General features: G+C 64.1%; 20 protein-coding genes and 1 pseudogene. 11 read left to right on the top strand and 10 right to left on the bottom strand.

The annotated features are described in order from the left end of the window. Positions 1-89: 89 nt before the first annotated feature. The gene (locus IVB31_RS07225) at positions 90-989 is read left to right on the top strand and encodes an alpha/beta hydrolase (protein ID WP_247320278.1); all 900 of its coding nucleotides are present in this window, start codon (positions 90-92) and stop codon (positions 987-989) included. A gap of 252 nt (positions 990-1241) precedes the next feature. Here the strand turns inward: IVB31_RS07225 and IVB31_RS07220 are convergent, their stop codons facing one another. Together IVB31_RS07220 and IVB31_RS07215 are read right to left on the bottom strand one after the other, a co-directional pair. Then, positions 1242-2279, bottom strand: a complete 1038-nt coding sequence (locus IVB31_RS07220) for a thermonuclease family protein (RefSeq protein WP_247320276.1) — start codon at positions 2277-2279, stop codon at positions 1242-1244. Between the two features lie 302 nt (positions 2280-2581). Further along, a complete protein-coding gene (locus IVB31_RS07215; RefSeq protein ID WP_247320274.1) occupies positions 2582-3076 on the bottom strand; it encodes a hypothetical protein in 495 nt (164 codons plus the stop codon). A gap of 251 nt (positions 3077-3327) precedes the next feature. Here IVB31_RS07215 and IVB31_RS07210 point away from each other — a divergent pair, with 251 nt between their 5' ends. From IVB31_RS07210 to IVB31_RS07200, 3 genes are all read left to right on the top strand, one after another. Further along, positions 3328-6384: an adenylate/guanylate cyclase domain-containing protein gene (locus tag IVB31_RS07210; RefSeq protein WP_247320272.1), complete on the top strand. Its 3057-nt coding sequence runs from the start codon at positions 3328-3330 to the stop codon at positions 6382-6384. Between the two features lie 324 nt (positions 6385-6708). Further along, on the top strand, positions 6709-7911 hold the full coding sequence (locus IVB31_RS07205) for an OpgC domain-containing protein (RefSeq protein WP_247320270.1): 1203 nt from the start codon (positions 6709-6711) through the stop codon (positions 7909-7911). A gap of 32 nt (positions 7912-7943) precedes the next feature. Beyond that, entirely contained in the window at positions 7944-8432 is a 489-nt protein-coding gene (locus IVB31_RS07200) for a DUF2059 domain-containing protein (protein WP_247320268.1), read from the top strand. A gap of 43 nt (positions 8433-8475) precedes the next feature. On the opposite strand, the gene IVB31_RS07195 is transcribed toward IVB31_RS07200, so the two are convergent. Both IVB31_RS07195 and IVB31_RS07190 read right to left on the bottom strand, forming a co-directional pair. Next, positions 8476-9726, bottom strand: coding sequence for a pilus assembly protein TadG-related protein (locus IVB31_RS07195; protein ID WP_247320265.1), 1251 nt, complete (start codon positions 9724-9726; stop codon positions 8476-8478). Positions 9727-9882: 156 nt separating this feature from the next. Then, positions 9883-11088, bottom strand: a complete 1206-nt coding sequence (locus IVB31_RS07190) for an ABC transporter substrate-binding protein (RefSeq protein ID WP_247320263.1) — start codon at positions 11086-11088, stop codon at positions 9883-9885. Between the two features lie 212 nt (positions 11089-11300). Between IVB31_RS07190 and IVB31_RS07185 the strand changes: the two genes are divergently transcribed. Continuing rightward, the gene (locus tag IVB31_RS07185; RefSeq protein ID WP_247320262.1) at positions 11301-12914 is read left to right on the top strand and encodes an acyl-CoA synthetase; all 1614 of its coding nucleotides are present in this window, start codon (positions 11301-11303) and stop codon (positions 12912-12914) included. Positions 12915-12930: 16 nt separating this feature from the next. Beyond that, positions 12931-13938, top strand: a complete 1008-nt coding sequence (locus IVB31_RS07180) for an NAD(P)-dependent alcohol dehydrogenase (protein WP_247320260.1) — start codon at positions 12931-12933, stop codon at positions 13936-13938. Between the two features lie 67 nt (positions 13939-14005). Here IVB31_RS07180 and IVB31_RS07175 read toward each other — a convergent pair whose 3' ends face one another. Continuing rightward, positions 14006-15202, bottom strand: coding sequence for an MFS transporter (locus tag IVB31_RS07175; protein WP_256464294.1), 1197 nt, complete (start codon positions 15200-15202; stop codon positions 14006-14008). Positions 15203-15388: 186 nt separating this feature from the next. On the opposite strand from IVB31_RS07175, the gene IVB31_RS07170 reads away from it, so the two are divergent. The 3 genes from IVB31_RS07170 (at position 15389) to IVB31_RS07160 (ending at position 18323) form a co-directional block, all read left to right on the top strand. Continuing rightward, positions 15389-16192: an MBL fold metallo-hydrolase gene (locus tag IVB31_RS07170; protein WP_247320256.1), complete on the top strand. Its 804-nt coding sequence runs from the start codon at positions 15389-15391 to the stop codon at positions 16190-16192. A gap of 153 nt (positions 16193-16345) precedes the next feature. After that, the gene (locus IVB31_RS07165; protein WP_247320254.1) at positions 16346-17362 is read left to right on the top strand and encodes an alpha/beta fold hydrolase; all 1017 of its coding nucleotides are present in this window, start codon (positions 16346-16348) and stop codon (positions 17360-17362) included. 13 nt (positions 17363-17375) lie between these two features. Next, positions 17376-18323 (top strand): fatty acid desaturase, encoded by a 948-nt coding sequence (locus IVB31_RS07160; protein WP_247320251.1) that lies wholly within the window; start codon positions 17376-17378, stop codon positions 18321-18323. 74 nt (positions 18324-18397) lie between these two features. Here IVB31_RS07160 and IVB31_RS07155 read toward each other — a convergent pair whose 3' ends face one another. Next, positions 18398-18631 (bottom strand): hypothetical protein, encoded by a 234-nt coding sequence (locus IVB31_RS07155; RefSeq protein WP_247320249.1) that lies wholly within the window; start codon positions 18629-18631, stop codon positions 18398-18400. A 138-nt stretch (positions 18632-18769) separates the two neighbouring features. Continuing rightward, positions 18770-19750 (bottom strand): YafY family protein, encoded by a 981-nt coding sequence (locus IVB31_RS07150; RefSeq protein WP_247320247.1) that lies wholly within the window; start codon positions 19748-19750, stop codon positions 18770-18772. A gap of 83 nt (positions 19751-19833) precedes the next feature. Here IVB31_RS07150 and IVB31_RS07145 point away from each other — a divergent pair, with 83 nt between their 5' ends. Both IVB31_RS07145 and IVB31_RS07140 read left to right on the top strand, forming a co-directional pair. Next, positions 19834-20478, top strand: a complete 645-nt coding sequence (locus tag IVB31_RS07145; protein WP_247320245.1) for a glutathione S-transferase family protein — start codon at positions 19834-19836, stop codon at positions 20476-20478. Next, positions 20426-20842, top strand: a pseudogene (locus tag IVB31_RS07140) (DUF6157 family protein); the annotation flags it as partial. The gene IVB31_RS07145 and the pseudogene IVB31_RS07140, both read left to right, overlap by 53 nt. 89 nt (positions 20843-20931) lie before the next feature. Here IVB31_RS07140 and IVB31_RS07135 read toward each other — a convergent pair. The 3 genes from IVB31_RS07135 to IVB31_RS07125 all read right to left on the bottom strand — a co-directional run bounded on the left by IVB31_RS07135 (position 20932) and on the right by IVB31_RS07125 (position 23214). Then, on the bottom strand, positions 20932-21717 hold the full coding sequence (locus IVB31_RS07135; protein WP_247320243.1) for an enoyl-CoA hydratase/isomerase family protein: 786 nt from the start codon (positions 21715-21717) through the stop codon (positions 20932-20934). Between the two features lie 12 nt (positions 21718-21729). After that, positions 21730-22839 (bottom strand): cyclic nucleotide-gated ion channel, encoded by a 1110-nt coding sequence (locus IVB31_RS07130; RefSeq protein ID WP_247320241.1) that lies wholly within the window; start codon positions 22837-22839, stop codon positions 21730-21732. Between the two features lie 156 nt (positions 22840-22995). Beyond that, the gene (locus tag IVB31_RS07125) at positions 22996-23214 is read right to left on the bottom strand and encodes a hypothetical protein (protein ID WP_247320239.1); all 219 of its coding nucleotides are present in this window, start codon (positions 23212-23214) and stop codon (positions 22996-22998) included. Positions 23215-23224 lie beyond the last annotated feature (10 nt).

Raw genomic sequence — 23224 nt, 5'->3', positions numbered from 1 at the left:
CGAGGATGGAGCCGGGCGTCAACATGGGGGCTACCGGGACCACCCGGTACGCCTTTGTTGGTTTGCCGTCGTTCGGGAGGACCAGTCCAATGGAGTTCGAGGATTTCGTCGCGGCCGATGTTCAGACGGACGAAGGGAAAATCTTCATCCGTCGGGCCGGCTCAGGACCGGCCGTTCTCCTGTTACACGGATTTCCGCAGACGCATCTGATGTGGCGAAGCGTTGCGCCATTGCTCGCTGAGCAATTTACCGTGGTCTGCGCCGATCTTCGCGGATATGGCCGCAGCGGCTGTCCTCCCTCCAGCCCGGACCATGCGCCATATGCAAAACGGGCGATGGCAAAGGACATGGTGTCCGTCATGTCGAAACTTGGCTTCGACCGCTTCTCGGTTGCGGGCCATGATCGCGGTGGCCGTGTCGCCTACCGGCTCGCGCTCGATCATCGCGAGCGCGTGCAGCGGCTTGCCGTCTTCGACGTCGTTCCGATCGCCGATGCCTGGGAGCGCGCCGACAAGAACCTGGCGGTCGGCTATTGGCCGTGGTCATTGCTTGCGCAGCCGGAGCCGCTTCCCGAGCGGTTATTGTCAGCAGCTCCCGATGCCGTCATCGATAATGCGCTACATGGCTGGGGGTCTGCACCAGGCACTTTCAGTCCCACGGTTAGGGCAGCCTATGTCGAAGCGTTGAGCGATAAGGCGCATGTTCATGCGATCTGCGAGGAATACCGCGCGGCCGCGACAATTGATCACGAGCACGATTCGGCGGACCGCAATTCCGGCCGCCGAATTGATTGCCCCGTCCTGGTCCTTTGGAGTGGCCGCGGCCCGTTGAACGCGTGGTACGCAAGCGAGGGCGGCCCGTTGGGGCTATGGCGGACCTGGGCAGATGACGTGCAAGGAAAGGCGTTTGATGGCGGGCACTTCTTCCCGGAGGAGCATCCGCAGCAGACTGCACAGGAGCTGAACCGGTTTTTCCGGAGCGACAGCTAGACCAACGACTGCTCCGAGAGCGGTTTTCCCAACGGCCGTCCTTCGAGACCGCCCGCCTCAGGCGCTCCGCGGGCTGATGCGAGGTGCGCGGCAGCATTTTCAACGGGTCCGCGTGCCGATTGGCCTCGTCCCGAGGGAGACCGCGGAGCGGTCGTCTCGAAGGAAGAGGCGCGTGCTCAGGATACGGCAAAAGGTCCTATGCGATAGCTCTGAGGCACGCGGCGCGTTCGTCCAGCATCGATAAAAGAGCTTTCAAAACTCCGTAATCGGCTTCCCGTCCGCCCCGACCAAACGCGACGGCGCTTCCCCAAACACCAGCCCCTCCGGCTGAAACTTGATCGTCTTGCCGCCCTCGACGAACTCGGCAAAATTCCGCGGCGTCGCCGAGTGCACGCCGTTGGCGAGGAAGTCGTCGATCGCATAGCAGGTGTCGGGCTTGCCGCCGGATCCCTCGTCCAGGAATTTCTGGAAGGTCTGGCTGGTCACCTTGGCCTTCTTGCGCGCCGACCAGTTGGTATAGCGGCGGTAGAGCTTCGGCAGGATCACCGGGCCCTTGTCGGTGGCGAGCACGTCGGTCTCGTTTGTCTTCGGCTCGCGCAGGGCGAAGTCGAAGGCGCCAATCGTCCTGGCGAGGTGCTTCCAGACCGGCAGCTTCTTCGTTCGCGCGGACTTGGCGAGCGCGAGCAAGGCCTTGATCTCGTCGTCGTTCATCGAGGAGTAGAACGTCGGATAGGCAAAGCCCTGCTCGACCAGCCAATGGTTGACGTCGATTTTTCGGCCGCCGATCGTGACCTCGATGTCGCCGACCAGCCGGCCATAGGTGTCGAACACTTCGTTCGGCGCATCGACATGGGTAAACACCCGGCAGGCGAGGGTGGCTTCGCCGAGACCGGCGAGGAAATCATGCAGCGCCTTGCTCGACGTCGCGCCGAGCAGTTGCCGGTAAGGATGCGTGACCTCGTGATAGGCCTGCCGCTTGGGCTCGGTGAGCCCCTTCTTCTCCGCGGGCGACAGTGGCGAGGGCTGATAGTGCAGCTCCGGCGCGTCGATGCCTTGCAGGCGAATGGTGAGCTTGCCGTTCTTGATCGGCGCCGTATTGGTCCGGCCCTTGACCTTCGCATTGTCGAACACGTGGGTCGGCTGGAATGGCGAAGAATCGTTCTTGCGGAAGCGGATCGCGTCCGGCGCGATATTCACCACGACCTTGGTGGTGTCGGCGTCCGACCGCCCCTCCGGCCAGAACTGGCCGACCTCGATGGTGCCTTCGACCTCCAGCAGTCCAACGGGCATCGGCCGCTCCTGTCAAACGAACGCAACGATCGCCTCGTTGAGACGACTCGCGCGCATAGAGGGAGCGGATCATCTTCGTGCGACAGGCCCGTGACGGGAGAGTGGGACAGGTGCGACACGCGCGCGGCTGCGGCGACAGCTTCGAACTGCACGAAGCGGACCGCGGCGTTCTCGGGCTTACGTGCTCGAAGGGCGGAGCACCGGGGCTTGGGGCCAGCGGCGATCAGTCGGCAAACAATATGCCCGCTCCTGTAGTGCTGGCGGAAATGCGTTTATTGCGCAAAGCAGAATATTTCTGAAGATCACGATCTGTGCGGGCAGACCATGGTCAGATAGAGCAGCGTCGGAGCCTTGTCCTCGCCCTTCTTGTATTCCCACTCCAGCCTGATCTCGTGCCGGTGCGCATAGGCATCGCTTGCCTCGTGGGTGATGATTTTGGTCTTCATCGGAATCGGCGGCTCGGAGTTGAAGCACTTCCGGACACAGGCATCGAGCAGATCGCATCGGGTCAGGGGAATGACGCCCGGCTCATCCTTGGACAGGGGGACCGTGTTCGGCTGGGTGCTGAGATCGACGCGCGCCCGGCCCTTTTCCTTGTGCCAATACTTGGCGCTTCCCTGCGGCCAGCTCGATGCCGGGTTCAAAATCAGGTGGTATTGGCCGTATTCCAAAGTCGGCAGGTGGATGTCGTCCGATGCCTTGAGCTTCGCGACACTCTTTTTCATATTCGCCAAAGGAAAGTAATTGCTGTTCATCAAGTCGCGAAATGACTTGCCGCTATATACCAGTCCGGCCATCGCCTGTTTCCTCAATATGTCGGTTTGTCAAAATCTGTAGCTGCTGGCCGAAATTACGCGTCATTTGTGGCCAATCACACAGTTCACCGTGCACAGGCACGCTACTACTCAGGACGGTACCTCGTCCACTATCCAGTCACATCGCGTATGTCGCAGGCCCGATTGCCATGCCCTTTCCTATAGGTAATGTTGGATCGGACGCTTCGCGGGGGTGGAGCGGGACTGTCGCGGCAGTCGTTGAAGGCGCTGGAATGCATTGCTTCGCGTGTCAGTCGGCGGTTGGTTCGGGCGACAGCTGGTGCTCCAAATGCGGAGCGGCGGTCCGTCAGCGCGTCGATCCCGACAGCGAACGACGGTTCGTGACGATCCTGCGTGCTGACGTCGTCGATTCCACCGGCCTTGTTGCCGAGCTGGAGCCGGAGGAGGCGGTGTCACGCCTTGAGCCGGCGCTGGTGGCGATGAGAGGTGCGGTGCGCCAGTTCGGCGGCATCGTCAGCAAGGAGCTGGGTGACGGACTGACTGCGGTATTCGGCGCCCCGATCGCCGACGACAACCATGCACCCCTGGCCTGCCACGCTGCCATCGAGCTTGTCCGGCGCGTTGGCAGCCTGGGCGATGCCGGACTTCAGGTTCGGGTCGGCCTGCACTCGGGCCACGTGGTGGCCTACATGGTCGCCAGCGAATTTTCCAAGGTCTATGAGATCGGCGGCGCCGCCCAGCATCTGGCCGCGCGGCTTGAGGCAGCGGCCGAGGCGAACCAGATTTACGTCTCCGAAGCCTGCCAGCAGCTCGCGGACGGGCACGTGCGCTTCGAATCTCTAGGCCGCAAGGCGCTTCGTGGCTTTGGCGAACCCCTGCCTGTGTACAGGGTCATGGGGGCAAGCGATCTTTCGAGCTGGCGGGTGCGACGTGCGCGCAGTGTGTCCCGTTTCGTCGACCGCACGACGGAACGAGCCTTGCTGTGGCGCGCGACGGAAAAGGTCGCCGCCAGCCGGCAGACGGTTCTGCTGATGGGCGACGCCGGCATCGGCAAGTCGCGGCTTGCACATGAGTTCGCGCAGGACCTTCGGGCAAGCGGCTGGCGACTGATCGATGCCGAGTGCAGTCCGAATCTCCAGGGTGCACCGTACAGCGCCCTCAAACGCCTGTTGCTGTCGGTCCTTGAGCCGGCCGTAAGGGATCAGACCAGGGCGGACGATCCCAGAGATGCGTTGCCGGCGGTGCACCAGCGAGCCATAGACTCGGTCCTGGACCTGCCGATTTCCGATCCACAATGGGACGAACTGGAGCCTCACGCGCGCGGACGCGCGATTTCAGATGCAAGCTGCGCGATCGTCGAGAGCGTCGCGCGTCGCCAGCGCACGATCCTTCTGATCGAGGACCTGCACTGGATCGATCGGGCCAGCGATACGGTTGTGGCCACCCTCTCCGGGCTGCAATGCCCCGATTTGCTTGTGCTGCTGACGACGCGGCCCAATGGAATGCCGGTGTGGATCGCGCGGGGTCGCCCGGAGATCGTGGCGATGCGGCCTCTCGATGACGATTCGGGCCGGGCCATGCTCGCGGACATGCTCGGACCCGCCACGACCAACACGGATTTGAAGAATCGGATCATCTCTCATACTGCCAACGTGCCGCTGTTCATCGAGGAGGTCTGCCGCAGTCTGAAGGACAGCGGCATGCTTCTTGGTCAGTGGGGTGATCTTTCCCTTGCACGGCCTGTTGAAGAGCTGGGTATCCCCAGCAGCATTCAGGGTGTGATCGCGGCGCGGCTGGATCGCGTGTCACGACAGGAACGGTCGCTTCTCCAGATCGCTGCGGCGCTTGGACCGCGGACAAACCAGGCCATGTTGCGGAAAGTGGCGGCCTTGCCGGAAGACGTCCTGCAGGATTGCCTCACCGCGCTCGACCGCACCGAACTGCTCGTCAGGATCGACAGCGAGTTGGAAGACTCGCTGGAATTTCGGCATGAGATGGTCCGGCAGGTGACCTATGACTCGATGGTCGAAAAGGTGCGAGAAAGCATCCATGCCAGCATACTGGCTGCTCTTGAGAGCGACGAGGAATGGGCCGATGGTCCAGACGCGCTCTGCTATCACGCGACCAGGGCAAAGGATTGGCAAAAGGCGTTTCAACACGGCAGGAGCGCTGCTCGAAAGTGTCTGGTTCGTTCTGCCTACGCCGACGCGGTTGACTATTTCGAGATCGCTATGGGATCTCTCGACAAGACCCCGGTGACGCACGGGCGAGAGGCGGACGCCATTGACCTCCGGATGGAGGCGCGTTTGGCCTTCGCCGGATCGGGGCGTGTCGCCGAGGCCCTGGATTTGGGAAGCGAAGCTGAACGGCGAGCCGATGCGATCAACGACATTGGACGCAAAGTCGCGGCCATGACCATGAGAGCGGGCGCGCAGAATTTCTATGGAACGCCGGTTGAAGCCGTCGCTATCGGCGAGGACGTCGTGCATCTGGCGGAAACTTCGGGCAATCCCGCCTGGCGCAATCTCGCCCAATACGGTCTCGGGCAGGCCTATTTTCTGTCCGGCCGCTACCATAACGCCGAAAAGATGCTGGCCACGGCCCGCGCCCATCTCGCCGAGCCCGCAGCGAGCGCCCCGATTGGCACGACTCCACGATCTTTGCTCCTGCTCTGTTGCATGATGAACAGCATCACCCACACCGTCATGGGCGAGCTCGATACCGCCGAGCAGCTCCAGCGTGAGGCCGCGGCGATCGCGGAGGAGACGGGCCGTCCCTACGACCGCGTCGCCGCCGCCTATAGCGGCGGCTGGCTGATGCTCGGCCGGGGCGACCCCGCCGCGGCCGCGGCCATTCTCGAAGACGGCTTTGTCCTGGCGCAGAAACACGGCATCCGGCTGTTCGTGCCGGTGCTCGCCTGCCATCTCGGCATCGCCTATCTGGAGCAGGGGCTGTTCGACCGGGCGCGCGGCATGCTGACTGAAGCGCGCGAGGAGGCGAAGGCGGTCGGCTATACCTCGGCGGTGCTGCGCAGCTCGATCTACCTTGCGCTGGCGACCCACCGCCTCGGCGACGCCTCCACCGCGCAGAACATGCTGCGTGAGGCGCGCAACACGGCGCGGCAGCAGGGGTTTTCCGGCCTCGAGGCGGAGGCCCTGTTCGGCGAGGCCGTGGTGACGCCGCCGTCGGATGCGGAGGCCAGGGCGGTCATCCTTGCAGCCCTGCGGGCGACCGTCGCGATCGCCACCGAGAGCGGCGCGCTGCCGCTCCGGCACAAGGCCGAGGCGATGCTGAACGAGATGCTCGCACGGGACGACGAACTGACCTGACTGTGCTCCCGGTCCGACCCGCCGCCGCGGCCGATATCTGCCCGACGCGTCAAATAAATCCAGCTGGCGAAGCAAGGGCTTAGCTACTGTGCATGGGGTTGTTTTCACCCCTTTTTGCAAGTCCTTCTTTGAAGGACCTGCCGTTGTGCAACGCAGAGCACGGCACGCTTGCGGTCCGCTCCGATGACAAAGTCCCTTGCGCGCACACCAAGGTCGGCTACCGTTGGCCCTAGCCGCAGGGCCAGGTTACTTTTGATTTAAGCTTTTTAGCATCCGATTTTTCGGCGCCGCGACGGCGCGATGCCCACCGAACGAGGCGGGGTCATGATCACACGGGACCAGTCAGCTCTGCTTGCGCCGGTCGAGCGCGACCTGCGGCTCGATCTCTTCCGCGGCATCGGTCTGTGGATGATCTTCCTCGATCACATCCCGCATGACGTCGTGGCCTGGCTGACCTTGCGCAATTACGGCTTCAGCGATGCCGCCGAGTTCTTCGTCTTCATCTCCGGTTATCTGGTCGGCTGGATCTACGGGCCGATCGTCGCCGGCGGCTGGTTTCTCGCCGCGCTGAAGCGGCTGTGGCGGCGCGCCGCCGAGATGTATGTCGCCCATATCATGCTGTTCCTGCTGTTCACGGCGCAGATCGCCCGCACCGCGCGCCGCTTCGACAACCCGATGTACGAGCACGAGTTCAACGTCTTCAACTTCCTGTCGCATCCCGACGAGCTGATCGGCCAGGCGATCCTGCTGAAATACAAGCCGGTCAATCTCGACGTGCTGCCGCTCTACATCACGCTGGTGTTCGCCTCGCCCTTCATCGTCTGGTGCCTGGTACGCCGGCCGAACCTGACGCTCGCCGCCTCCGTCGTGCTCTATGTGCTGTCGCGCTGGTTCGACTGGAACATCGCCTCCTATCCGCCCGGCACGACCTGGTACTTCAACCCGTTCTGCTGGCAGCTGATGTTCGTGTTCGCAGCCTGGTGCGGCATCGGCCAGATCGACAAGGTCGCGACCTGGGTGTGGTCGAAAGCGGTCATGGGGATTGCCGCGGTCTGGCTCGTCTTCGCGCTCCTGATCGTGATGACTTGGCACGTCCCCGCGCTCGAGGCCCTGATCCCTAAATCGATGATCAAGCTGATCTACCCGATCGACAAGACCGATCTCGACATGCTGCGCTTCACACATTTCCTGGCGCTGGCGATCTGGGTCACTTATTTCGTCTCGCGCAAATGGCGGGCGCTGCATACGGCGTGGCTGCGCCCCGTCATCCTCTGCGGCCAGCATTCGCTGCCGATCTTCTGCCTCGGCGTATTCCTGTCGTTCTCGGCGCACTGGATCCTGACGCAATACACCAAGGGCGTCTGGGAGCAGCTCGCGGTCTCCGCGGTCGGCATCGCCATTATGATCGGCGCGGCTTGGCTGCTCAATCGGGCCGGGCGGGTGCCGAACCTGTTCGTGAAGGTGACGGAGGTCGAGGAGGCCGACACCACATTGGAGAGCGCGCCGGCGGCAACTGCCGGTCGTTGAGCATCGCCAGCCTGCATCTCGTGGAGAGGTTCATGTCCAGACGTTTGTTGACGATCGCCGGCGCGCTCCTGCTTCTCGTCTGTGGTGCATCGGCAGAGGCGCCGTCGCCGGAGGCGATGAGCGCGGCGCGCAAGCTCGTGGTCACCTTGAAGATCGCGGATCAATATCGCGCGCTGTTGCCGCAACTCCTGCTCAAGCTCCGGCCCGTGATCGCGCAGGACAGGCCGGAGATCGAGCGCGACTATGACGCGATGACGGCACCCGGCTCCGAGATCTACACCCCGGCCCTGACGTCGATGATCGACCAGGTCGCCGCCCTCTATGCCCAAAGCTTCACCATCGATGAGCTTCGACGGATCGAGGCCTTCTATGCCGAGCCGGCCGGGATGAAGTTTCTGGAGAAGTCGGGTGCGCTGGCGCAGGCAGGCGTGCAGATCGGCCAGGACGTCAGCCTGAAGGCTGCCGACGAACTGAAGCAGCGCCTGGTCGAGGCGCTGCGCCAGAAGGGGCACAAGCTCTGAGCCGTTGGCGGGCCCGGGCTGCGGGACGGCGGTCTCCCTCGGCCTAGTTGGTCAGGCGGACGGGCGCGGCCTTGGCGAACAGCGTCGTGAACGCGGTCTGGATGACCGCCGGGTCCGAGCTGCGGATGAAGTAGTTGCCGGCGCAGGCCGACAGCGCGATCGGAATGTCGTCGACGCGGGTTGCCCCGCCGAGGCTGCCTGGTTGGCCGAGCGTCGCGTTGTAGCCCCAGTCCCAGGTCATCGGATAATAGGGCGTGTTGAGGATCGCGACGGTGACCCCCTTGCTCTTGAGGGTCGTGCAGAAGCTCGTGTCGAACACCTTCACCTGCGAGCGCAGCGAGGTCTGGCTGGTCCAGGCGCGCGTCGGATCGTTGACGCCGTCGGTCGCCACGATCACCAGCTTTTGCGGACTGGAGAGCGAACTGCCGTCGCCGCCGTTGCCGACGATCGAGACGAAATTGTTGATCAGGCTGTCGAACGGCGTCGCGGCGGCTGAGTCGTTGCTCGCCAGTCCCGGTGCCGGAAAATTGTAGGAGACCGAGGTGAAGTTCGAGGTCAGGGCCGACATCTGGGTCAGCGAGCTGTCGAATGACCAAAGGCCGACCCGCACATAGTTCTTGAAGGTCGTCTTGCTGTTCAGATAGGTCAGCAGGTTCTGCACGCCCTGGTTCACGACCTGGTAGCGCAGCTGGATGCCCCTGTTCAGGGCCCAGCTATAGGAGTCCGTGCCGTTGGTCTGGTCATGGCAGGCGAGCGCGCAGCCGGTGCCATTGACCATCTGCGTGATGCCGGCCTGCGTGGAAGGCAGCAGCATCGACGAGGAGATGTCGACCAGGAGATAGACGCTCTGATAGGGCTGCGTCGAGGACGCGGTGTTCGACGCCACCGACATCTGCAGGTTCGGGTGTCCCATCAGTCCGAGGAAGTTCGTGGTGACGCTCGTGCTGGCATTGCCGGTTCCCGACAGCGTCAGTCCGTTCACGGTGAAGTTCGTGACGAGCTGGGAGATGATGCCCGATGTGTTGCCCGTGAACATGTTGCTGGCCGCGGCATTTGCCGCGCTGATTGCCGTGCTCTGGCTGGCGCCGGAATCGAGCGACTGCTTGCCCGCAGCCGCGCCGGCGAGCAGCGCGAGGTCCAGCGCCTGCTGGAGCTTGGTGCGCTGCTTGTTGGCGATGGTGTAGTCGATCGCGACGCCGACGAATCCGAGAATCGGAACGAGCGCCAACGCGAAGATGACGGCGATGTTGGCGCGATTGTCGCGGCCGAAGGTGCGAAGAGCTCTGATACGCAACGGACAAACTCACATCGGTATGAAACAAAGCCGCGCGCGCATGTCGGGCGCGCGCGGCTCATACCTACAGGCCGTAAGGTTATCAGGTTCCGAACATGGAACTCCGTATCATTCCGGGGTACCGGAAGGTTACCGCCCGGCACTCCTCGTCGAGCCTCACTTCACCAACGGACAGCCGCCATCCTTCAGCGGCCGAAACGCCTGGTCGGCGGCCACCTCGGCCAGCAACTTGTAGTAATCCCACGGCCCCTTCGATTCCTCCGGCTTCTTCACCTGGAACAGGTACATGCTGTGCACCATGCGGCCGTCCTCGCGGAGTGTGCCATTGTCGGTGAAGGCATCCTTCACCGGCAGCTCGCGCATTTTGGCCATCACCGTCTTCGTGTCCCTTGTGCCGGTGGCCTGCACCGCCTTCAGGTAATGCAGCGTCGCGCTGTAGGTCGCGGCCTGGTTCATCGTCGGCATGCGTTTGACACGCTCCTGAAAACGCTTGCCGAAGGCGCGGGTCTTGTCGTTGAGGTCCCAGTAATAGGCCTCGGTGATGATCAGGCCCTGTGCGAGCTTCAGCCCGAGGCTGTGCACGTCGGAGATGAACATCACGATCGCAGCCAGGTTCTGGCCGCCGGCGACGACGCCGAACTCGCCGGCCTGCTTGATCGCATTGATGGTGTCGCCGCCGCCGTTCGCCAGCCCGATGATCTTGGCCTTGGAGGCCTGGGCCTGAAGCAGGAAGGACGAGAAATCGGCCGTATTGAGCGGATGCTTGACGCTGCCGAGCACCTTGCCGCCGGCAGCCCTCACGACATCGCCGGTGTCGCGCTCGATGGAGTGGCCGAACACATAATCCGCGGTGAGGAAAAACCAGCTGTCGCCGCCGTTCTTGACGATGGCGCTGCCGACCGTGTGTGCGTTGGAATAGGTGTCGTACGTCCAGTGCGCAGTGTAGGGCGAGCAGGACTTTCCGGTAATGTCGGAGCTGGCCGCGTCCGTCACGATCATGATCTTCTCGTACTGCTTCGACAGCTCCATCACCGCGAGCGCGGTGGCCGATGTCGGCAGGTCGATGATCATGTCGACGCCTTCGGTCTCCCACCACTTTCGCGCGATGGTGGAGGCGACGTCGGGCTTGTTCAGCACGTCGGCCGAGACCATGTCGATCGGCTTGCCGAACATCTGCCCGCCAAAATCCTCGATCGCCATCTTGGTGGCCTCGACGTTCCCCTGGCCGCCGATGTCGGAATAGACCGAGGAGAAATCGGAGAGCACGCCGATCTTGAGCGGCGCCTGCTGGGCGGAGGTGGGATTGATGACGGACGCAGACAGCAGCCCGGCCGCGAAAGCGGCGTGCGCGATCCGATACATGGCATTTCCCCCGATTTTTTTATAGTTGGTGCACGAGCCTAAATTTGCCCCGGCAACGGGTCAATTCTTGCGTCATGGCGTTATCGCGCAGCCAATTTGACGCGGCCAACAGCGCCGACTACGCTTCGCGCAAACCTAGAAAGCGCGTCGATGAAGACCTCATGATCGTCGAGGCCGGCACTCACGCAAGCTGCGAGTTCAGGGGAATGGAAATGCCGAGCGATCTTACAGCCACCATCTCGAAGGCGCGCGAGCATTCCATCGGCGACCTCCTGCGCCGTTCGGCGGGCCGCGACCCGGGCAGGCTCGCGGTGAGCTGCGGCAATGCAAGCTGGACGTTTGCCGAGATGGACGCGATCTGCAACCGGCTCGGCCGCGGTCTGCTCGGCCTCGGCGTCAAGAAGGGCGACCGCCTCGCCGTGCTTTCGCGCAATTCGCACGCCTTTGCGGCGCTCCGGTTCGCGGTGGCCCGGATCGGCGCGGTGCTGGTGCCGATCAACTTCATGCTCAATCCGGACGAGATCAATTTCATCCTGAAAAGCTCCGGCGCAAAGCTGCTTGCGGCCGGTCCTGATTTCGTCGAGCCCGCGCGCGCGGCCAGCGCCAGGGATTGCGCGGTCGAGAAGATGATCTGGCTGCCGGGCGAGGATCCCGCCACGGCGCCTGCGGGCCTCACCACCTTCGACGATCTCCTCAGCCCCGACGGCTCGTTCCTGGAGGCGTCCGTCGACAGCCGCGATCTCGCGCAGATCGTCTACACCAGCGGCACGGAGTCCCTGCCCAAGGGCGCGATGCTGACCCATGATGCCGTGATGTGGCAATATGTCAGTTGCATCATCGACGGCGGCATGAGCGCGGACGACAAGTTCCTGCACGCGTTGCCGCTCTATCACTGCGCCCAGCTCGACGTGTTCCTGGGACCGCAGATCTATCTCGGCGCCTCCGGCGTGATCACGGGCAAGCCGAGCGCCGACAACATTCTGTCCTTGATCCAGGCGCACAAGATCACGTCTTTCTTCGCGCCGCCGACGATCTGGATCGCGATGCTGCGTTCTCCGTATTTCGACAAGGCCGACCTGTCGACGCTGCAGAAGGGCTATTACGGCGCCTCGATCATGCCGGTGGAGGTGCTGCTCGAACTTCAGCGCCGTTTGCCGAATGTAAAGTTCTGGAACTTCTACGGCCAGACCGAGATCGCGCCACTGGCAACGGTGCTGGGTCCTGCGGACCAGTTGCGCAAGGCCGGCTCGGCCGGCAAGCCCGTGCTCAATGTCGAGACCCGGGTGGTCAGCACCGCAATGGAGGATGTCAGGGTCGGCGAGGTCGGCGAGATCGTGCACCGCTCACCGCATCTGCTCTCCGGTTATTACAACGATCCCGTCAAGACGGCGGCGGCGTTCTCCGGCGGCTGGTTTCACTCCGGCGATCTCGCTACCGTCGACGAAGAGGGCCACATCACCGTGGTCGATCGGGTCAAGGACATGATCAAGACCGGCGGCGAAAATGTTGCGAGCCGCGAGGTCGAGGAGATGGTCTATCGCATTCCTGCGGTGTCCGAGGTCGCGGTCGTCGGCCTGCCCGATCCGCGCTGGATCGAGGCGGTCACCGCCATCGTCGTGGTCAAGAGCGGCGAGAAGCTCGACGAAGAATCCGTCATCAAGCACTGCGCCGGCCAGATGGCGCATTTCAAGGTGCCCAAGCGCGTCATCTTCGTCGATGCCCTGCCGAAGAACCCGAGCGGCAAGCTGCTCAAGCGCGAGCTGCGCCAGCGCATCGTCGGGAGCGAGACGCTCGACAAGGCGATCCAGAAGAATTTTGGGACCTGACGCGGAGCGCCTGACCATGAAAGTCTGGCAAATCGCGCGCGACTGGTCGATCGAGGGCATGGAGCTCGCGGATCTACCCGAGCCCAAGCCCGGTCCGGGGCAGGTCGCGGTGCGCATGCGGGCGGCATCGCTGAATTATCGCGATCTGCTCACGGTACAGGGCAAGGGCGGCGTCAGCAGATTGCCGCTGATCCCGTTCTCCGATGGCGCCGGCGAGGTGATCGCCGCGGGTGATGGCGTCGTCCGCATCGCGGTAGGCGATCGCGTCTGTCCGATGTTCTTCCAGTCGTGGATCGATGGGAAGGTCTCGGCCGCGAGCCGGCGCTATGCGCTCGGCGGCACGCGTCCAGGTGTGTTGCAGGAAGTCATGCTGCTCGACGCGGCGGGTGTGGGCCACATTCCCTCGCATCTCTCGTTCCAGGAAGCGGCGACGCTGCCCTGCGCCGGGCTTACCGCCTGGCGCGCGCTGTTCGAGGAGGCCAAGGTGCAGCCCGGCGACACGGTTCTGGTGCAGGGCACCGGCGGCGTGTCGATCTTCGCATTGCAATTTGCCAAACTTGCCGGCGCGAGCGTGATCGTGACCTCATCGAGCGATGAGAAGCTCGAACGCGCCAAGGCGCTCGGGGCCGATCACACGATCAACTATCGCTCGGTTCCTGAGTGGGGCAAGGCCGCTTCAGAGTGGACCGGCGGCGGCGTTGACCACGTCGTCGAGGTCGGCGGCAAGGACACGTTTGCGCAGTCACTCGAGGCGGCGCGGGTCGGCGGTACCATTCTGGTGATTGGCGTGCTCTCCGGCTTCTCGCAGCAGATCGCGATCCCGAGCCTGTTCTCCAAGAATTTGCACGTCATCGGCCTCTCCGTCGGCAGCCGCCGTATGTTCGAGGGTATGACGGCCGCGATCGGTCGCAATGGCATGAAGCCGGTGATCGACCGCAGTTTTGCCTTCGATGCCGTGCCCAACGCGTTGCGGTTGATGCAGCAGGGCGGCCATTTCGGCAAGATCGTGGTGGAGTTTGGTTGAGCGGAATTCGGCGAGAGCTGCAGCGCGCAACTCGCCCACATCGTAGTGACGGCTGAGAGGGCGGGACTCAATACTTCTTTACAGCCGCGCCGAACGCGAACCACAGGGCCATGGACGCGAGGCCGAAGCCGCCGAGCAGCAGGAAGGTCGGTCCATAGCCGATCCATTGCGCGATCCAGCCGCCGAGTGCGGGACTCAGGCTGGCGCCGACGCCCTGCACGGTGATGACGGCGCCCTGGCCGAGATTGATGCGGCCGGTGCCGTTGAGCGAGCGCGCGACCATGCCGGGGACGGCAACCGTCTGGAGCCCGGTACCGATGCCGTCAAGCACCTGCATCGGCACGACGCCCCACCATCCGGTGACGAAGAAGGCGAGCACGCCGCGGATCGGCAGGAACATGAAGGACACGAGGATCACCGGCCAGTAGTTGCGCTTGCTCGCGGCCTTCATCGCGATCAGCGACGTGATGACCATGACGCCTTGTGCAATCACCACGGTGGTCGCGACGAAGCTCGGGCCGTTGGCCTGGCCTTCGGCCACCGCCGCAAGACTGTAGAGCGGAACGATCGCGGCGTTGCCGAGGTGAAACAAGGCGAGGGCGAGGGCCAGCACGAGCAGCGCCCGGTGCTTGATCAGGATCGTGAGCGCGTCCGGTGCGCTGTCGGGATCGTCCTCCTTGCTGCCGCGCGCGGCGCGGTCGTCGATCGCTTTGGCCGGGATCATCAACACGCAGGCGATCGCGATGGCGCCGAAGACGGCTGCCAGCACGAACACGGAGATGTAGCCGAACTTATAGCCGAGATAGCCCGACAGCGCCGCGCCGACCATGTTGCCGGCATGGTTGAAGGCCTGGTTGCGTCCGTTCAGCGCATTAAAGCCCTTCTGCCTGGCGATGCCGAGCGTGATGCCCGTGACCGCCGGCACGATCGCGGCGCTCGCCAGCGATTGGGCGACCTGCGAGAACGTCACCGCCCAGAAGTTTTGCGAGATCAGGATGACCGCGGAGGCAAGGACCACGCAGATGCCGGGGATGACGACCCACAGCCGCTTGTTGCGGCTGGAGTCGATGAAGCCGCCGATCGGGGTCGTGACCAGCATGCCCGCGACATTGCCGATCGTCATCGCGGTGCCGATCAGCCCGGTCGCCCAGCCGCGCTCCTGCAGGAACACACCGATGAACGGTCCGATGCCCGACTGCATGTCGGCCATGAAGAAGTTGACTGCGTAGAGGGGCCAGATTCGGAAGGGGGAGCACGATGCCATCGAGACGCTGAACGTGAAGCTGCCGATCGAATGAGATCCCGCATGAGGCGGAGATCGCGGGCCCGGGTGGCCCGGGGGTGGACCAAAATGTAACCTGCGCTCATCACGTTGGTTCCGTCCGCACTTGCGATCGGAGGACCGCGATGTCATGTCATTGCCGTTACGGTCTCCTTCTGGATCATGGCCATGCCCTTCTGGACCTGCGAAGCCTGCGGCGCGCAATTTTCGGACGGCGGAAAGCCGCCCGCCGCGTGCCCAATCTGCGAAGATGAGCGGCAATATGTGAACTGGAAGGGACAGACCTTCCTCACCCGCGAAGCGCTGGCTGAAAGCCATCGCGTGGTCTGGCGTGATGATCTCGGCATCGCCGGCCTCGCGCTCGAGCCGAGCTTTGCCATCGGCCAGCGCGCGTTGCTGGTGCCATTGGCCGACGGCTACATGATGTGGGATTGCGTGCCTTTGGCGACGGCGGAAGCGATCGCGCATGTCAAAACGCTTGGCGGGCTGAAGGGGATCGCGATCTCGCACCCGCATTACTATGGCGCGCTGGCCGATTGGAGCGAGGCGTTCGGCGGCATCCCGGTCTATCTGCACGCGGACGATCGCCAATGGGTGACGCGTCCGCATTCATCGATCGTGCACTGGACCGGCGAAAGCCATCGCATCTCCGACGATCTGCTGCTCCTGCGCACCGGCGGTCATTTCGCGGGCGCCACCATGCTTCACCATGCGCGCGGTGCGGACGGCAGGGGTGCGCTGCTCACCGGCGATATCGCGCAGGTGACGATGGACCGCCGCTTCGTCAGCTTCATGTACTCCTATCCGAATTACATGCCACTCAACGCCGCCGCGGTGCGGCGGATCGCGGCCGCCGTCGAGCCGCTCGCCTTCGACCGCATCTACGGCGCCTGGTGGGGCCGCAACATCGCCAAAGCGGCCAAGATCGCGTTCGCGGCGTCGGTCGAGCGATACATCGCGGCCATCGCCTGAGTCGCGCGCGATCGGATTCACCTTGCTGGTCCGCTATAAATGTACTATAAGTACAGTTATTAAGCGTGACGCAACGGTGCGTCTGCGGGACCGGCATGATCGATGCATCGCCGTTTCAGCGGCGCGCTTGCCGCGCGAGCGGGAATTGGACGCATGACGGCGGAGCGTGACTACGAGATTTTCGAGGCCGGCGACGTCACGCTGCAGTCCGGCGCCGTCTTCCCTTCCCTCAAGCTCGCCTACGAGACCTACGGCACGTTGAGCCCGGCCAGGGACAACGTCATTCTCTATCCGACCTCGTTCAGCGCGCAGCATTTTGACACCGAGTGGCTGATCGGCCGCGACGGCGTGCTCGACTCCACGCGCTATTTCATCATCATCCCGAACCTGTTCGGCAACGGCCTGTCGTCCTCGCCGTCGAATACCGCGCCGCCGTTCCCGATGGTGACCTATCACGATGCGATAGCCATCCAGCACCGGCTGCTCGCCGAGCGGTTCGGCATCGCAAAACTTGCCCTCGTCTATGGCTGGTCGATGGGCGGCATGCAGGCCTATCACTGGGCGGCACTACACCCCAATATGGTCGAGCGCGCAGCGGTCGTCTGCGGCAGTGCCCGTTGCGCGCCATACAATCACGTCTTCCTCGAAGGCGCGAAGGCCGCGCTGACCGGCGATCCCGCCTTCCGCGACGGCCGCTTCGTCGAGAGGCCCGTTGCCGGCTATCGCGCCATGGGGCGCGTCTATGCCGGTTGGGCGATGTCTCACGGCTTCTACCGCGATGAGCTCTGGCGCGAGGCGGGTTTCGCCTCGCTGGAGGACTATCTCGTCCGCGCCTGGGACGCGGCGTTCGCGCGACGCGACGCCAACGATCTGCTGGCGCAGATCGGCATCTGGCAGAACGGCGACGTCAGCCGCTGCGCCATCTTCGACGGCGATTTCGATCGCGCGCTCGGTGAGATCAAGGCGCACATGTTGCTGATGCCGGGCGCGACCGACCGCTATTTCGACGTCCGCGACAACGAGGACGAACTCGGCCGGCTGGTCAACGCGAAATCCGCGGTGCTGCATCCGATCCCCTCGCTGCACGGCCATCGCGCCGGCAACCCCGTCAACAATCCGCGCGATCAGGCCTTCCTCAAGGCCGAGATCGCAGAGCTTCTCGGCAAGTAGGAGGCATCCGATCATGACTGACGCAACCGTTTCAGAGTCCGGTCACCGCCTGAAGCCGCTGTCACCGTCGATGCTGCGCGAATTGTCGGCCCGCTCCAATGTCCAGGGCGCCACGCGCAGCCTCTGCCATTACGGCGTGATCATGCTGGTCGGCGCGCTGATCTGGAAGGTTATCGCGACCTACGGCGTGCTCTGGGCGCTGCCGCTGGTGGCCGTGCAGGGCTATTTCGTCGCCTTCCTGTTCATGGCGGTGCACGAGACGGCGCACAAGACCGCGTTCAAAAGCCGCAGGCTCAACCTCGTGGTCGGCTATCTCTCGGGCTTCATCATCGGATTGCCCTACGAATATTACTGCCTGTTCCATTGGGACCATCACCGATACACCCAGGATCCGGACAAGGATCCGGAGCTGGTCGTCGGCGTGAAGCCCAAATCCGCCACGCAGCTCGCGCTCGCCTATAGCGGCCTGCTTCAGGTCGCCGGCCGCCTCTGGCTGATGCTCGGCCACGCCGTCACCGGCAAGGTCGTCGTGCCCTGGATTCCCGAGAACAGGCGCCCGACCATCGTGACCGAAGCGCGTGCCTATGTCGCATTCTATGTGCTGCTGCTTGTGCTGTCGTTATGGTTCTCGTCGGCGCTGCTGCTCTGGGTCTGGGTCGTTCCGGTGCTGGTCGGGCAATTCTTCCTGCGGCCCTATCTCTATGCCGAGCACACCGGCTGCGAGCGCACCCGCAGCGCTTTCGAGAACACCCGCACGACCTACACCGGTGCGATCGTCAAATGGTTCACGTGGAACATGCCCTATCACGTCGAGCACCATGCCTATCCCTCGATCCCCTTTCACGCGCTGCCGAAGCTGAACGAGATCGTCGACGGCGAGATCGTCTATCGCGGCCGCGGCTACATTCAAACGACGCGCGAGACCTGGGCCTGGTTTCGCCGGCAGCGGCAAATCGGCTAACTCTAGAAATCCGCTTGAGCCAACGCGAAGCTCCGGTCGCGGGGCGACCGGAGCTTCGTCGTGAAGGTGAAATATCAGTAAATCCCGTATGCGCAGACATTCACCACGCGTACGCGCAGGCCGTGGCGGGTCTGGATGACGCGCTCCTGGTAGCAATTGTTGACGCCGGTGTTGACGTAGATGCCGCCAAAGCCCCAGCCGGGACCCCAGTGATGATGGAAGCCGTGGGCTGAAGCCGCGGTGGGCGCGAGAGCGGCAGCACCGAGCGAGCCGGCGGCGATCAGACCAAGTGCAAGCTTACGAAACATCTTCATTCTCCAGTGTGGCGCGAAGCCGTTGTTGTGTCCCTGCTTCTTCGGTCGGGCCGAGATGCGAACGCGTTCACGGCGCGAAGCGGGAATCGTGTTTCAGGAGTGTTTCGTCGGTCGCGGCAGAATGCGCCGCCGTCAGGCTTTTCGCGCCGCTCGATAGCGCGCGGCCATCGCCTGCGTCAGCTCCGCCATCTTCTCGCGCAGGTCGGCCGGCTCCAGCACTTCGGCCTCGGGCCCGAGCCGCAACAATTCAGCCGCGGCATGCCATGAGGTCTTGCCGGTCGGCACTCTGGCGATGCGCCAGCCATCCGCATCGGGGTTCTCGTCGAGTTGCGTGCGCGCCCTGACGTAAGGCTGGCTCAATGCATCGAGCAGTTTCACGCCGAACGGCGACAGCCGGACGATTGCGATATTGGGATGCATCTCGGCTTCGAGGCGCAGCGTTGCGTCTCGCCAATAGCCGGCGAGGTCGAAATCGGCGGGACGCTCGAAGCGATCGTCGAGTGCCGTGCAGTCTAGCACACGCGCGACGCGATAGGTGCGCACGCTGGCGTCGACTAAACCTGCGAGATACCAGCTGCCGCCCTTCAGCACGAGCCCGAGCGGCGCGAGGCGGCGCTGCTTCTCCGCGCGCCAGCTCTGGTATCGGATTTTTATAAGCGACCCGCGCAGCACTGCGCCGGCAATGGTGCGCAGATGCTTTGGATCCTCCGCCTCGCCGAACCAGCCTGGCGCGTCCAGATGAAAGCGCTCCTGCATCCGGCTGGCATCCTGGCGCAGGTGGACGGGCAGCGCCGCCATCAGCTTGTTCTGCGCGGCGATCATCGCGGCATCGAGCCCGAGCGCCGCGGCCGGACCCGGCAATCCGGTCAGGAACAGCGCTCCCGCCTCGCTCTGTGACAGACCGTTCAGCCGCACGCGATAGCCGTCGAGCAGGCGATAGCCGCCTTCCGCGCCGCGGTCGGCATAGACGGGGACGCCGGAGGCCGCGAGCGCGTCGATGTCGCGGTAGATCATGCGCACCGAGACCTCGCACGCCTCCGCGAGCTCGGGCGCGGTGACCTGCCCCTTGGCCTGGAGGGTGGTGAGGATCGACAGCATCCGGCTCGCGCGCATGATTCACTAAATCATACCTGACACAAGATGTCAGGTATGGTCCGCTACAACGCCATCGCCAGCCGGCCAGATGGAGACCTGCCATGACCGATCCGCACCGCATCACGCTGTATTATTCGCCGCAAAGCCGCGCCACCGGCACGCGGGTGCTGCTGGAGGAACTGGGCGCGCCCTATGATCTCCATGTCCTCAACATGAAGGCCGGCGAGCAGCGCAAATCGGCCTATCTCGCCATCAATCCGCTCGGCAAGGTGCCGGCAATCCGTCACGGCGAGGCGCTGGTCACCGAGCAGGTCGCGATCACCATCTATCTCGCCGATCTCTTCCCAAAGGCCGGGCTGACGCCCGCACTGAACGATCCGCTGCGCGGTCCATACCTGCGCTGGATCGCCTATTACGGCGCCTCGTTCGAGCCGGCCCTGATCGACAAATTCATGCAGCGCGAGCCGGCGCCGATCACGCAGTCGCCGTATGCCGACTACGACACCATGCTGGGCGCGCTCGAGGCGCAGCTGTCGAAGGGGCCGTATCTGCTCGGCGAACGCATGACGGCCGCGGATGTGCTGTGGGGCGTTGCTTTCAGCTGGACGATGATGTTCGGTATTGTGCCGAAGAAGGACGTCTTTGTCCGCTATGCTGAACGCATGACCTCGCGACCGGCGTTCCAGCGCATTAATGCGGCCGACGATGAGATGGCGGCGCAGCATGCCGCTGCTGCGAGCGGTTGAACGATCCAGGCTACAAATGACGAAACCGCTGCACACGACCAACCTCGCCGACACTTTCATCCAGGTCGCTGAAGATTGTCCTGCGCGGACCGGCGAGAAACCGCCGCTGCGCGCGGGAAAGCCGACCGTGGCGGGCCTGCAATATGCGATGGTCGCGAAGGCGCCCTACAAATACACGTCCGACGATGTGATCTTCGCGACGTCCGCGGCGGGCCGCGAGCTCGACGCGAAAGCCTCGAAGAAGGAGCGCAACCTGGCCCGTGCAACATTCTTCTCCCGCGGGCAGGCGTGCATGCGAGCGTCAAGCCTCGGCAAGCGCTTCGGCTGGGGTGTTCATGCCGATGGCGAGGGACGGATCGCCATCTACGCCGTCGACAGCAGCCGCTATCAGGCGCTGGCGCGAGACCCGCGGCTCACGCGGTCCGCGCGATGCGGTCGAAGCGAGGCTGAGCGTCAAAACCTCGGCGCTCGCTTCTCGGCGAACGCCTTGATGCCTTCTTTGATCTCTTCGCCGCGCATGCTGTCGCGGTGGCGCTGGTCGGCGGCGCGCTCGTCGAGTTCGCCGCGGGCGAATTCGTTGATCGCACGCTTCATGCCGCGCATCGCCTGCGGCGCGTTTCCGGCGAGGATGTTGGCGAGCTTGTCGACCTCCTCGTCGAGCGTCTCCTCCGGCACCATGGCGGTGAGGTAGCCGATCCGCAGCATCTCCGGCGCGGTGATCTTCTGCGCGGTGAGAAACAGCTTCTTCGCATTGTCGACGCCCAGCCGGGTCACGTAGCGTTTGATGCCACTGCGGTAATAATGCAGCCCGAGCCGCGCCGCCGGCATGAACATCTCGGCGGTGTCGACGCCGATGCGGAAATCGCAGGCGAGCGCGAGGTCGGTCGAGCCGCCATAGACGCCACCGTTGAGCCGGCAGATCGTCGGTACGCCCAAATCCTCCAGCCGGTTGACCACCACTTCGAAGGCGGAGCCCGCGCTCTGCTGCTCGTTCGCGCTGACCGCGCGCTCGGCGACCGAGTTGAGGTCATAGCCTGCCGAGAAGGCCCGCCCGGTGCCGGTCAACACCAGCACACGGATATCGGAATCGCCCTCGATCCGGTCGAACAAGTTTACCAGCTCGCCGAGATCCTCGGCCTGGAGCCGGTTCAGATGTTTGGGGCGGTTCAGGCGGATGGTGGCGCGTGCACCCGTGATTTCGAGCACCGGGCCAGAGGCCGCGTCGGCTGTGTCCGACATCCTTGTCTCCTTTTATCTGTTTTCGAGCGTGCGGCGCTTGGCCTCGGCATCGATGGTCTCGGCGAGATCCGGGTGCCGCGCCATCAGCACGCGAAAGTCGACGAGGTCGAGCACCAGGAGCCGCGACACCTTGGTGGTCGAGACATTGGCGCCGCGCAAATTGTTGCCGAGCAGCGCCATCTCGCCGAAGAAGGCGCCGTCGCCGAGCTGCACCTTCTTGCCGGGCAGGTCGACCTCGACCTCGCCAGCGGCGATGAAATACATGCAGTCGCCCTGCGCACCCTTGCGGATGATCATGGTGCGCGCCGGCAGCTCCATGGTCCGCAGCATGTGGGTGACGTCGGCGATGGCCGCCGGTCCAAGCGCTGCGAAGAACGGTACCTTGCTGACGGATTCCCAGGTCTTGAGGAAGTTGTCGCGCCGGGTCTCTGCGGCAAAGCCGGTCGCCAGAATACCGGTCCAGAGGCCGAACACGCCGAGGCCAGAGATCATCACCAGCGCGGCCACCATGCGGCCCAGCGGCGTCACTGGCACGACATCGCCATAGCCGGTGGTCGTCAAGGTTGCGACGGCCCACCACAGCGCGGCCGGCACGCTGCCGAAGGTCTGGGGCTGTACGTCCCGCTCCAGGAAATATTCGGCGACCGAGGCCAGGAAGACCACCATCAGGAAGATCACGAGCACGCTGACCAGCGGCCCCGATTCCAGCACCAGCACGCGGCGAAGCTGCCGCAGGCCGGGAATGCCGGGCACCACCTTCAGCACCCAGAGCACGCTGAGCAGCCAGGCCGTCTTCGGCTCGACGCCGACAATCAGCGCGACCGGTACGGCGAGCGCGCCGAGGGCATCGACCAGCCCGGCAGAGGAGGACATGTAGAGTGCAAGGCGCCCCTGTCGCGCCATGTGGCGCAGCCGGACCACCCATTCGAACACGAAGTAGACGAGGCAGGTCCACAGCAGGGCATCGACCCAACGATGCGCCGTCTCATAGGCCGGGTTGACCGTCAGCAGCACCATGCCGAGCACGCCGACGCCGACTGCCACATAGGCCGCCTTGGTCATGTTGCGGCCGGCCGTGGCGGCCGCGAACTGGGCCAGAGCGGAGATCAGCGGCTTGGACATGCGGGAAGGCGGCTCGGTTTTGTCTCTTGCGGTCCCGGCTGGAACCTCGCTGCCAAAGTGCCTGCCCGGGCCGAAGCCGTCAACGACGGGCGCGGGCTGCCCGCAACATCGTCGAAGGGGGCACGCAGGCTCGGTGCAGCAGCTGATCGCGAGCCGTTACCTGAAATGCGGTGGTTCGTCGTAGCCGCGACGGCTGCTGAAGAACAGCAACACCATCAGGCCGACCCCCACAAGAACGGAAAATCCGGCCCCCAGCGCCAGCGCGACATAGCCTTCCGTCGGGATCGGCTCGCCTTCGACCGCCATCGCGGAATAAGCGAAATAGCCAACCGCCGCCAGCATTCCCAGCAGGAAGATGACGAGGAGTGCACGCATGGCGTGGTCT

The sequence above is a fragment of the Bradyrhizobium sp. 21 genome (assembly GCF_023073335.1).
In the GTDB taxonomy this organism is placed as follows: Bacteria; Pseudomonadota; Alphaproteobacteria; order Rhizobiales; family Xanthobacteraceae; genus Bradyrhizobium.
Note: the sequence above shows the minus strand (reverse complement) of the source record. Positions and strands in the feature narration are given on the sequence as shown.

Excerpts from the sequence above, each read along its gene's own strand:
- IVB31_RS07200 (WP_247320268.1), top strand. The coding sequence starts at position 7,944 with ATGTCCAGACGTTTGTTGACGATCGCCGGCGCGCTCCTGCTTCTCGTC.
- IVB31_RS07185 (WP_247320262.1), top strand. The coding sequence starts at position 11,301 with ATGCCGAGCGATCTTACAGCCACCATCTCGAAGGCGCGCGAGCATTCC.
- IVB31_RS07175 (WP_256464294.1), bottom strand. The coding sequence starts at position 15,202 with ATGGCATCGTGCTCCCCCTTCCGAATCTGGCCCCTCTACGCAGTCAAC.
- IVB31_RS07125 (WP_247320239.1), bottom strand. The coding sequence starts at position 23,214 with ATGCGTGCACTCCTCGTCATCTTCCTGCTGGGAATGCTGGCGGCGGTT.
- IVB31_RS07155 (WP_247320249.1), bottom strand. The coding sequence starts at position 18,631 with ATGTTTCGTAAGCTTGCACTTGGTCTGATCGCCGCCGGCTCGCTCGGT.
- IVB31_RS07220 (WP_247320276.1), bottom strand. The coding sequence starts at position 2,279 with ATGCCCGTTGGACTGCTGGAGGTCGAAGGCACCATCGAGGTCGGCCAG.
- IVB31_RS07130 (WP_247320241.1), bottom strand. The coding sequence starts at position 22,839 with ATGTCCAAGCCGCTGATCTCCGCTCTGGCCCAGTTCGCGGCCGCCACG.
- IVB31_RS07145 (WP_247320245.1), top strand. The coding sequence starts at position 19,834 with ATGACCGATCCGCACCGCATCACGCTGTATTATTCGCCGCAAAGCCGC.
- IVB31_RS07225 (WP_247320278.1), top strand. The coding sequence starts at position 90 with ATGGAGTTCGAGGATTTCGTCGCGGCCGATGTTCAGACGGACGAAGGG.
- IVB31_RS07180 (WP_247320260.1), top strand. The coding sequence starts at position 12,931 with ATGAAAGTCTGGCAAATCGCGCGCGACTGGTCGATCGAGGGCATGGAG.
- IVB31_RS07160 (WP_247320251.1), top strand. The coding sequence starts at position 17,376 with ATGACTGACGCAACCGTTTCAGAGTCCGGTCACCGCCTGAAGCCGCTG.
- IVB31_RS07150 (WP_247320247.1), bottom strand. The coding sequence starts at position 19,750 with ATGCGCGCGAGCCGGATGCTGTCGATCCTCACCACCCTCCAGGCCAAG.
- IVB31_RS07190 (WP_247320263.1), bottom strand. The coding sequence starts at position 11,088 with ATGTATCGGATCGCGCACGCCGCTTTCGCGGCCGGGCTGCTGTCTGCG.
- IVB31_RS07165 (WP_247320254.1), top strand. The coding sequence starts at position 16,346 with ATGACGGCGGAGCGTGACTACGAGATTTTCGAGGCCGGCGACGTCACG.
- IVB31_RS07170 (WP_247320256.1), top strand. The coding sequence starts at position 15,389 with ATGCCCTTCTGGACCTGCGAAGCCTGCGGCGCGCAATTTTCGGACGGC.
- IVB31_RS07135 (WP_247320243.1), bottom strand. The coding sequence starts at position 21,717 with ATGTCGGACACAGCCGACGCGGCCTCTGGCCCGGTGCTCGAAATCACG.
- IVB31_RS07205 (WP_247320270.1), top strand. The coding sequence starts at position 6,709 with ATGATCACACGGGACCAGTCAGCTCTGCTTGCGCCGGTCGAGCGCGAC.
- IVB31_RS07215 (WP_247320274.1), bottom strand. The coding sequence starts at position 3,076 with ATGGCCGGACTGGTATATAGCGGCAAGTCATTTCGCGACTTGATGAAC.
- IVB31_RS07210 (WP_247320272.1), top strand. The coding sequence starts at position 3,328 with ATGCATTGCTTCGCGTGTCAGTCGGCGGTTGGTTCGGGCGACAGCTGG.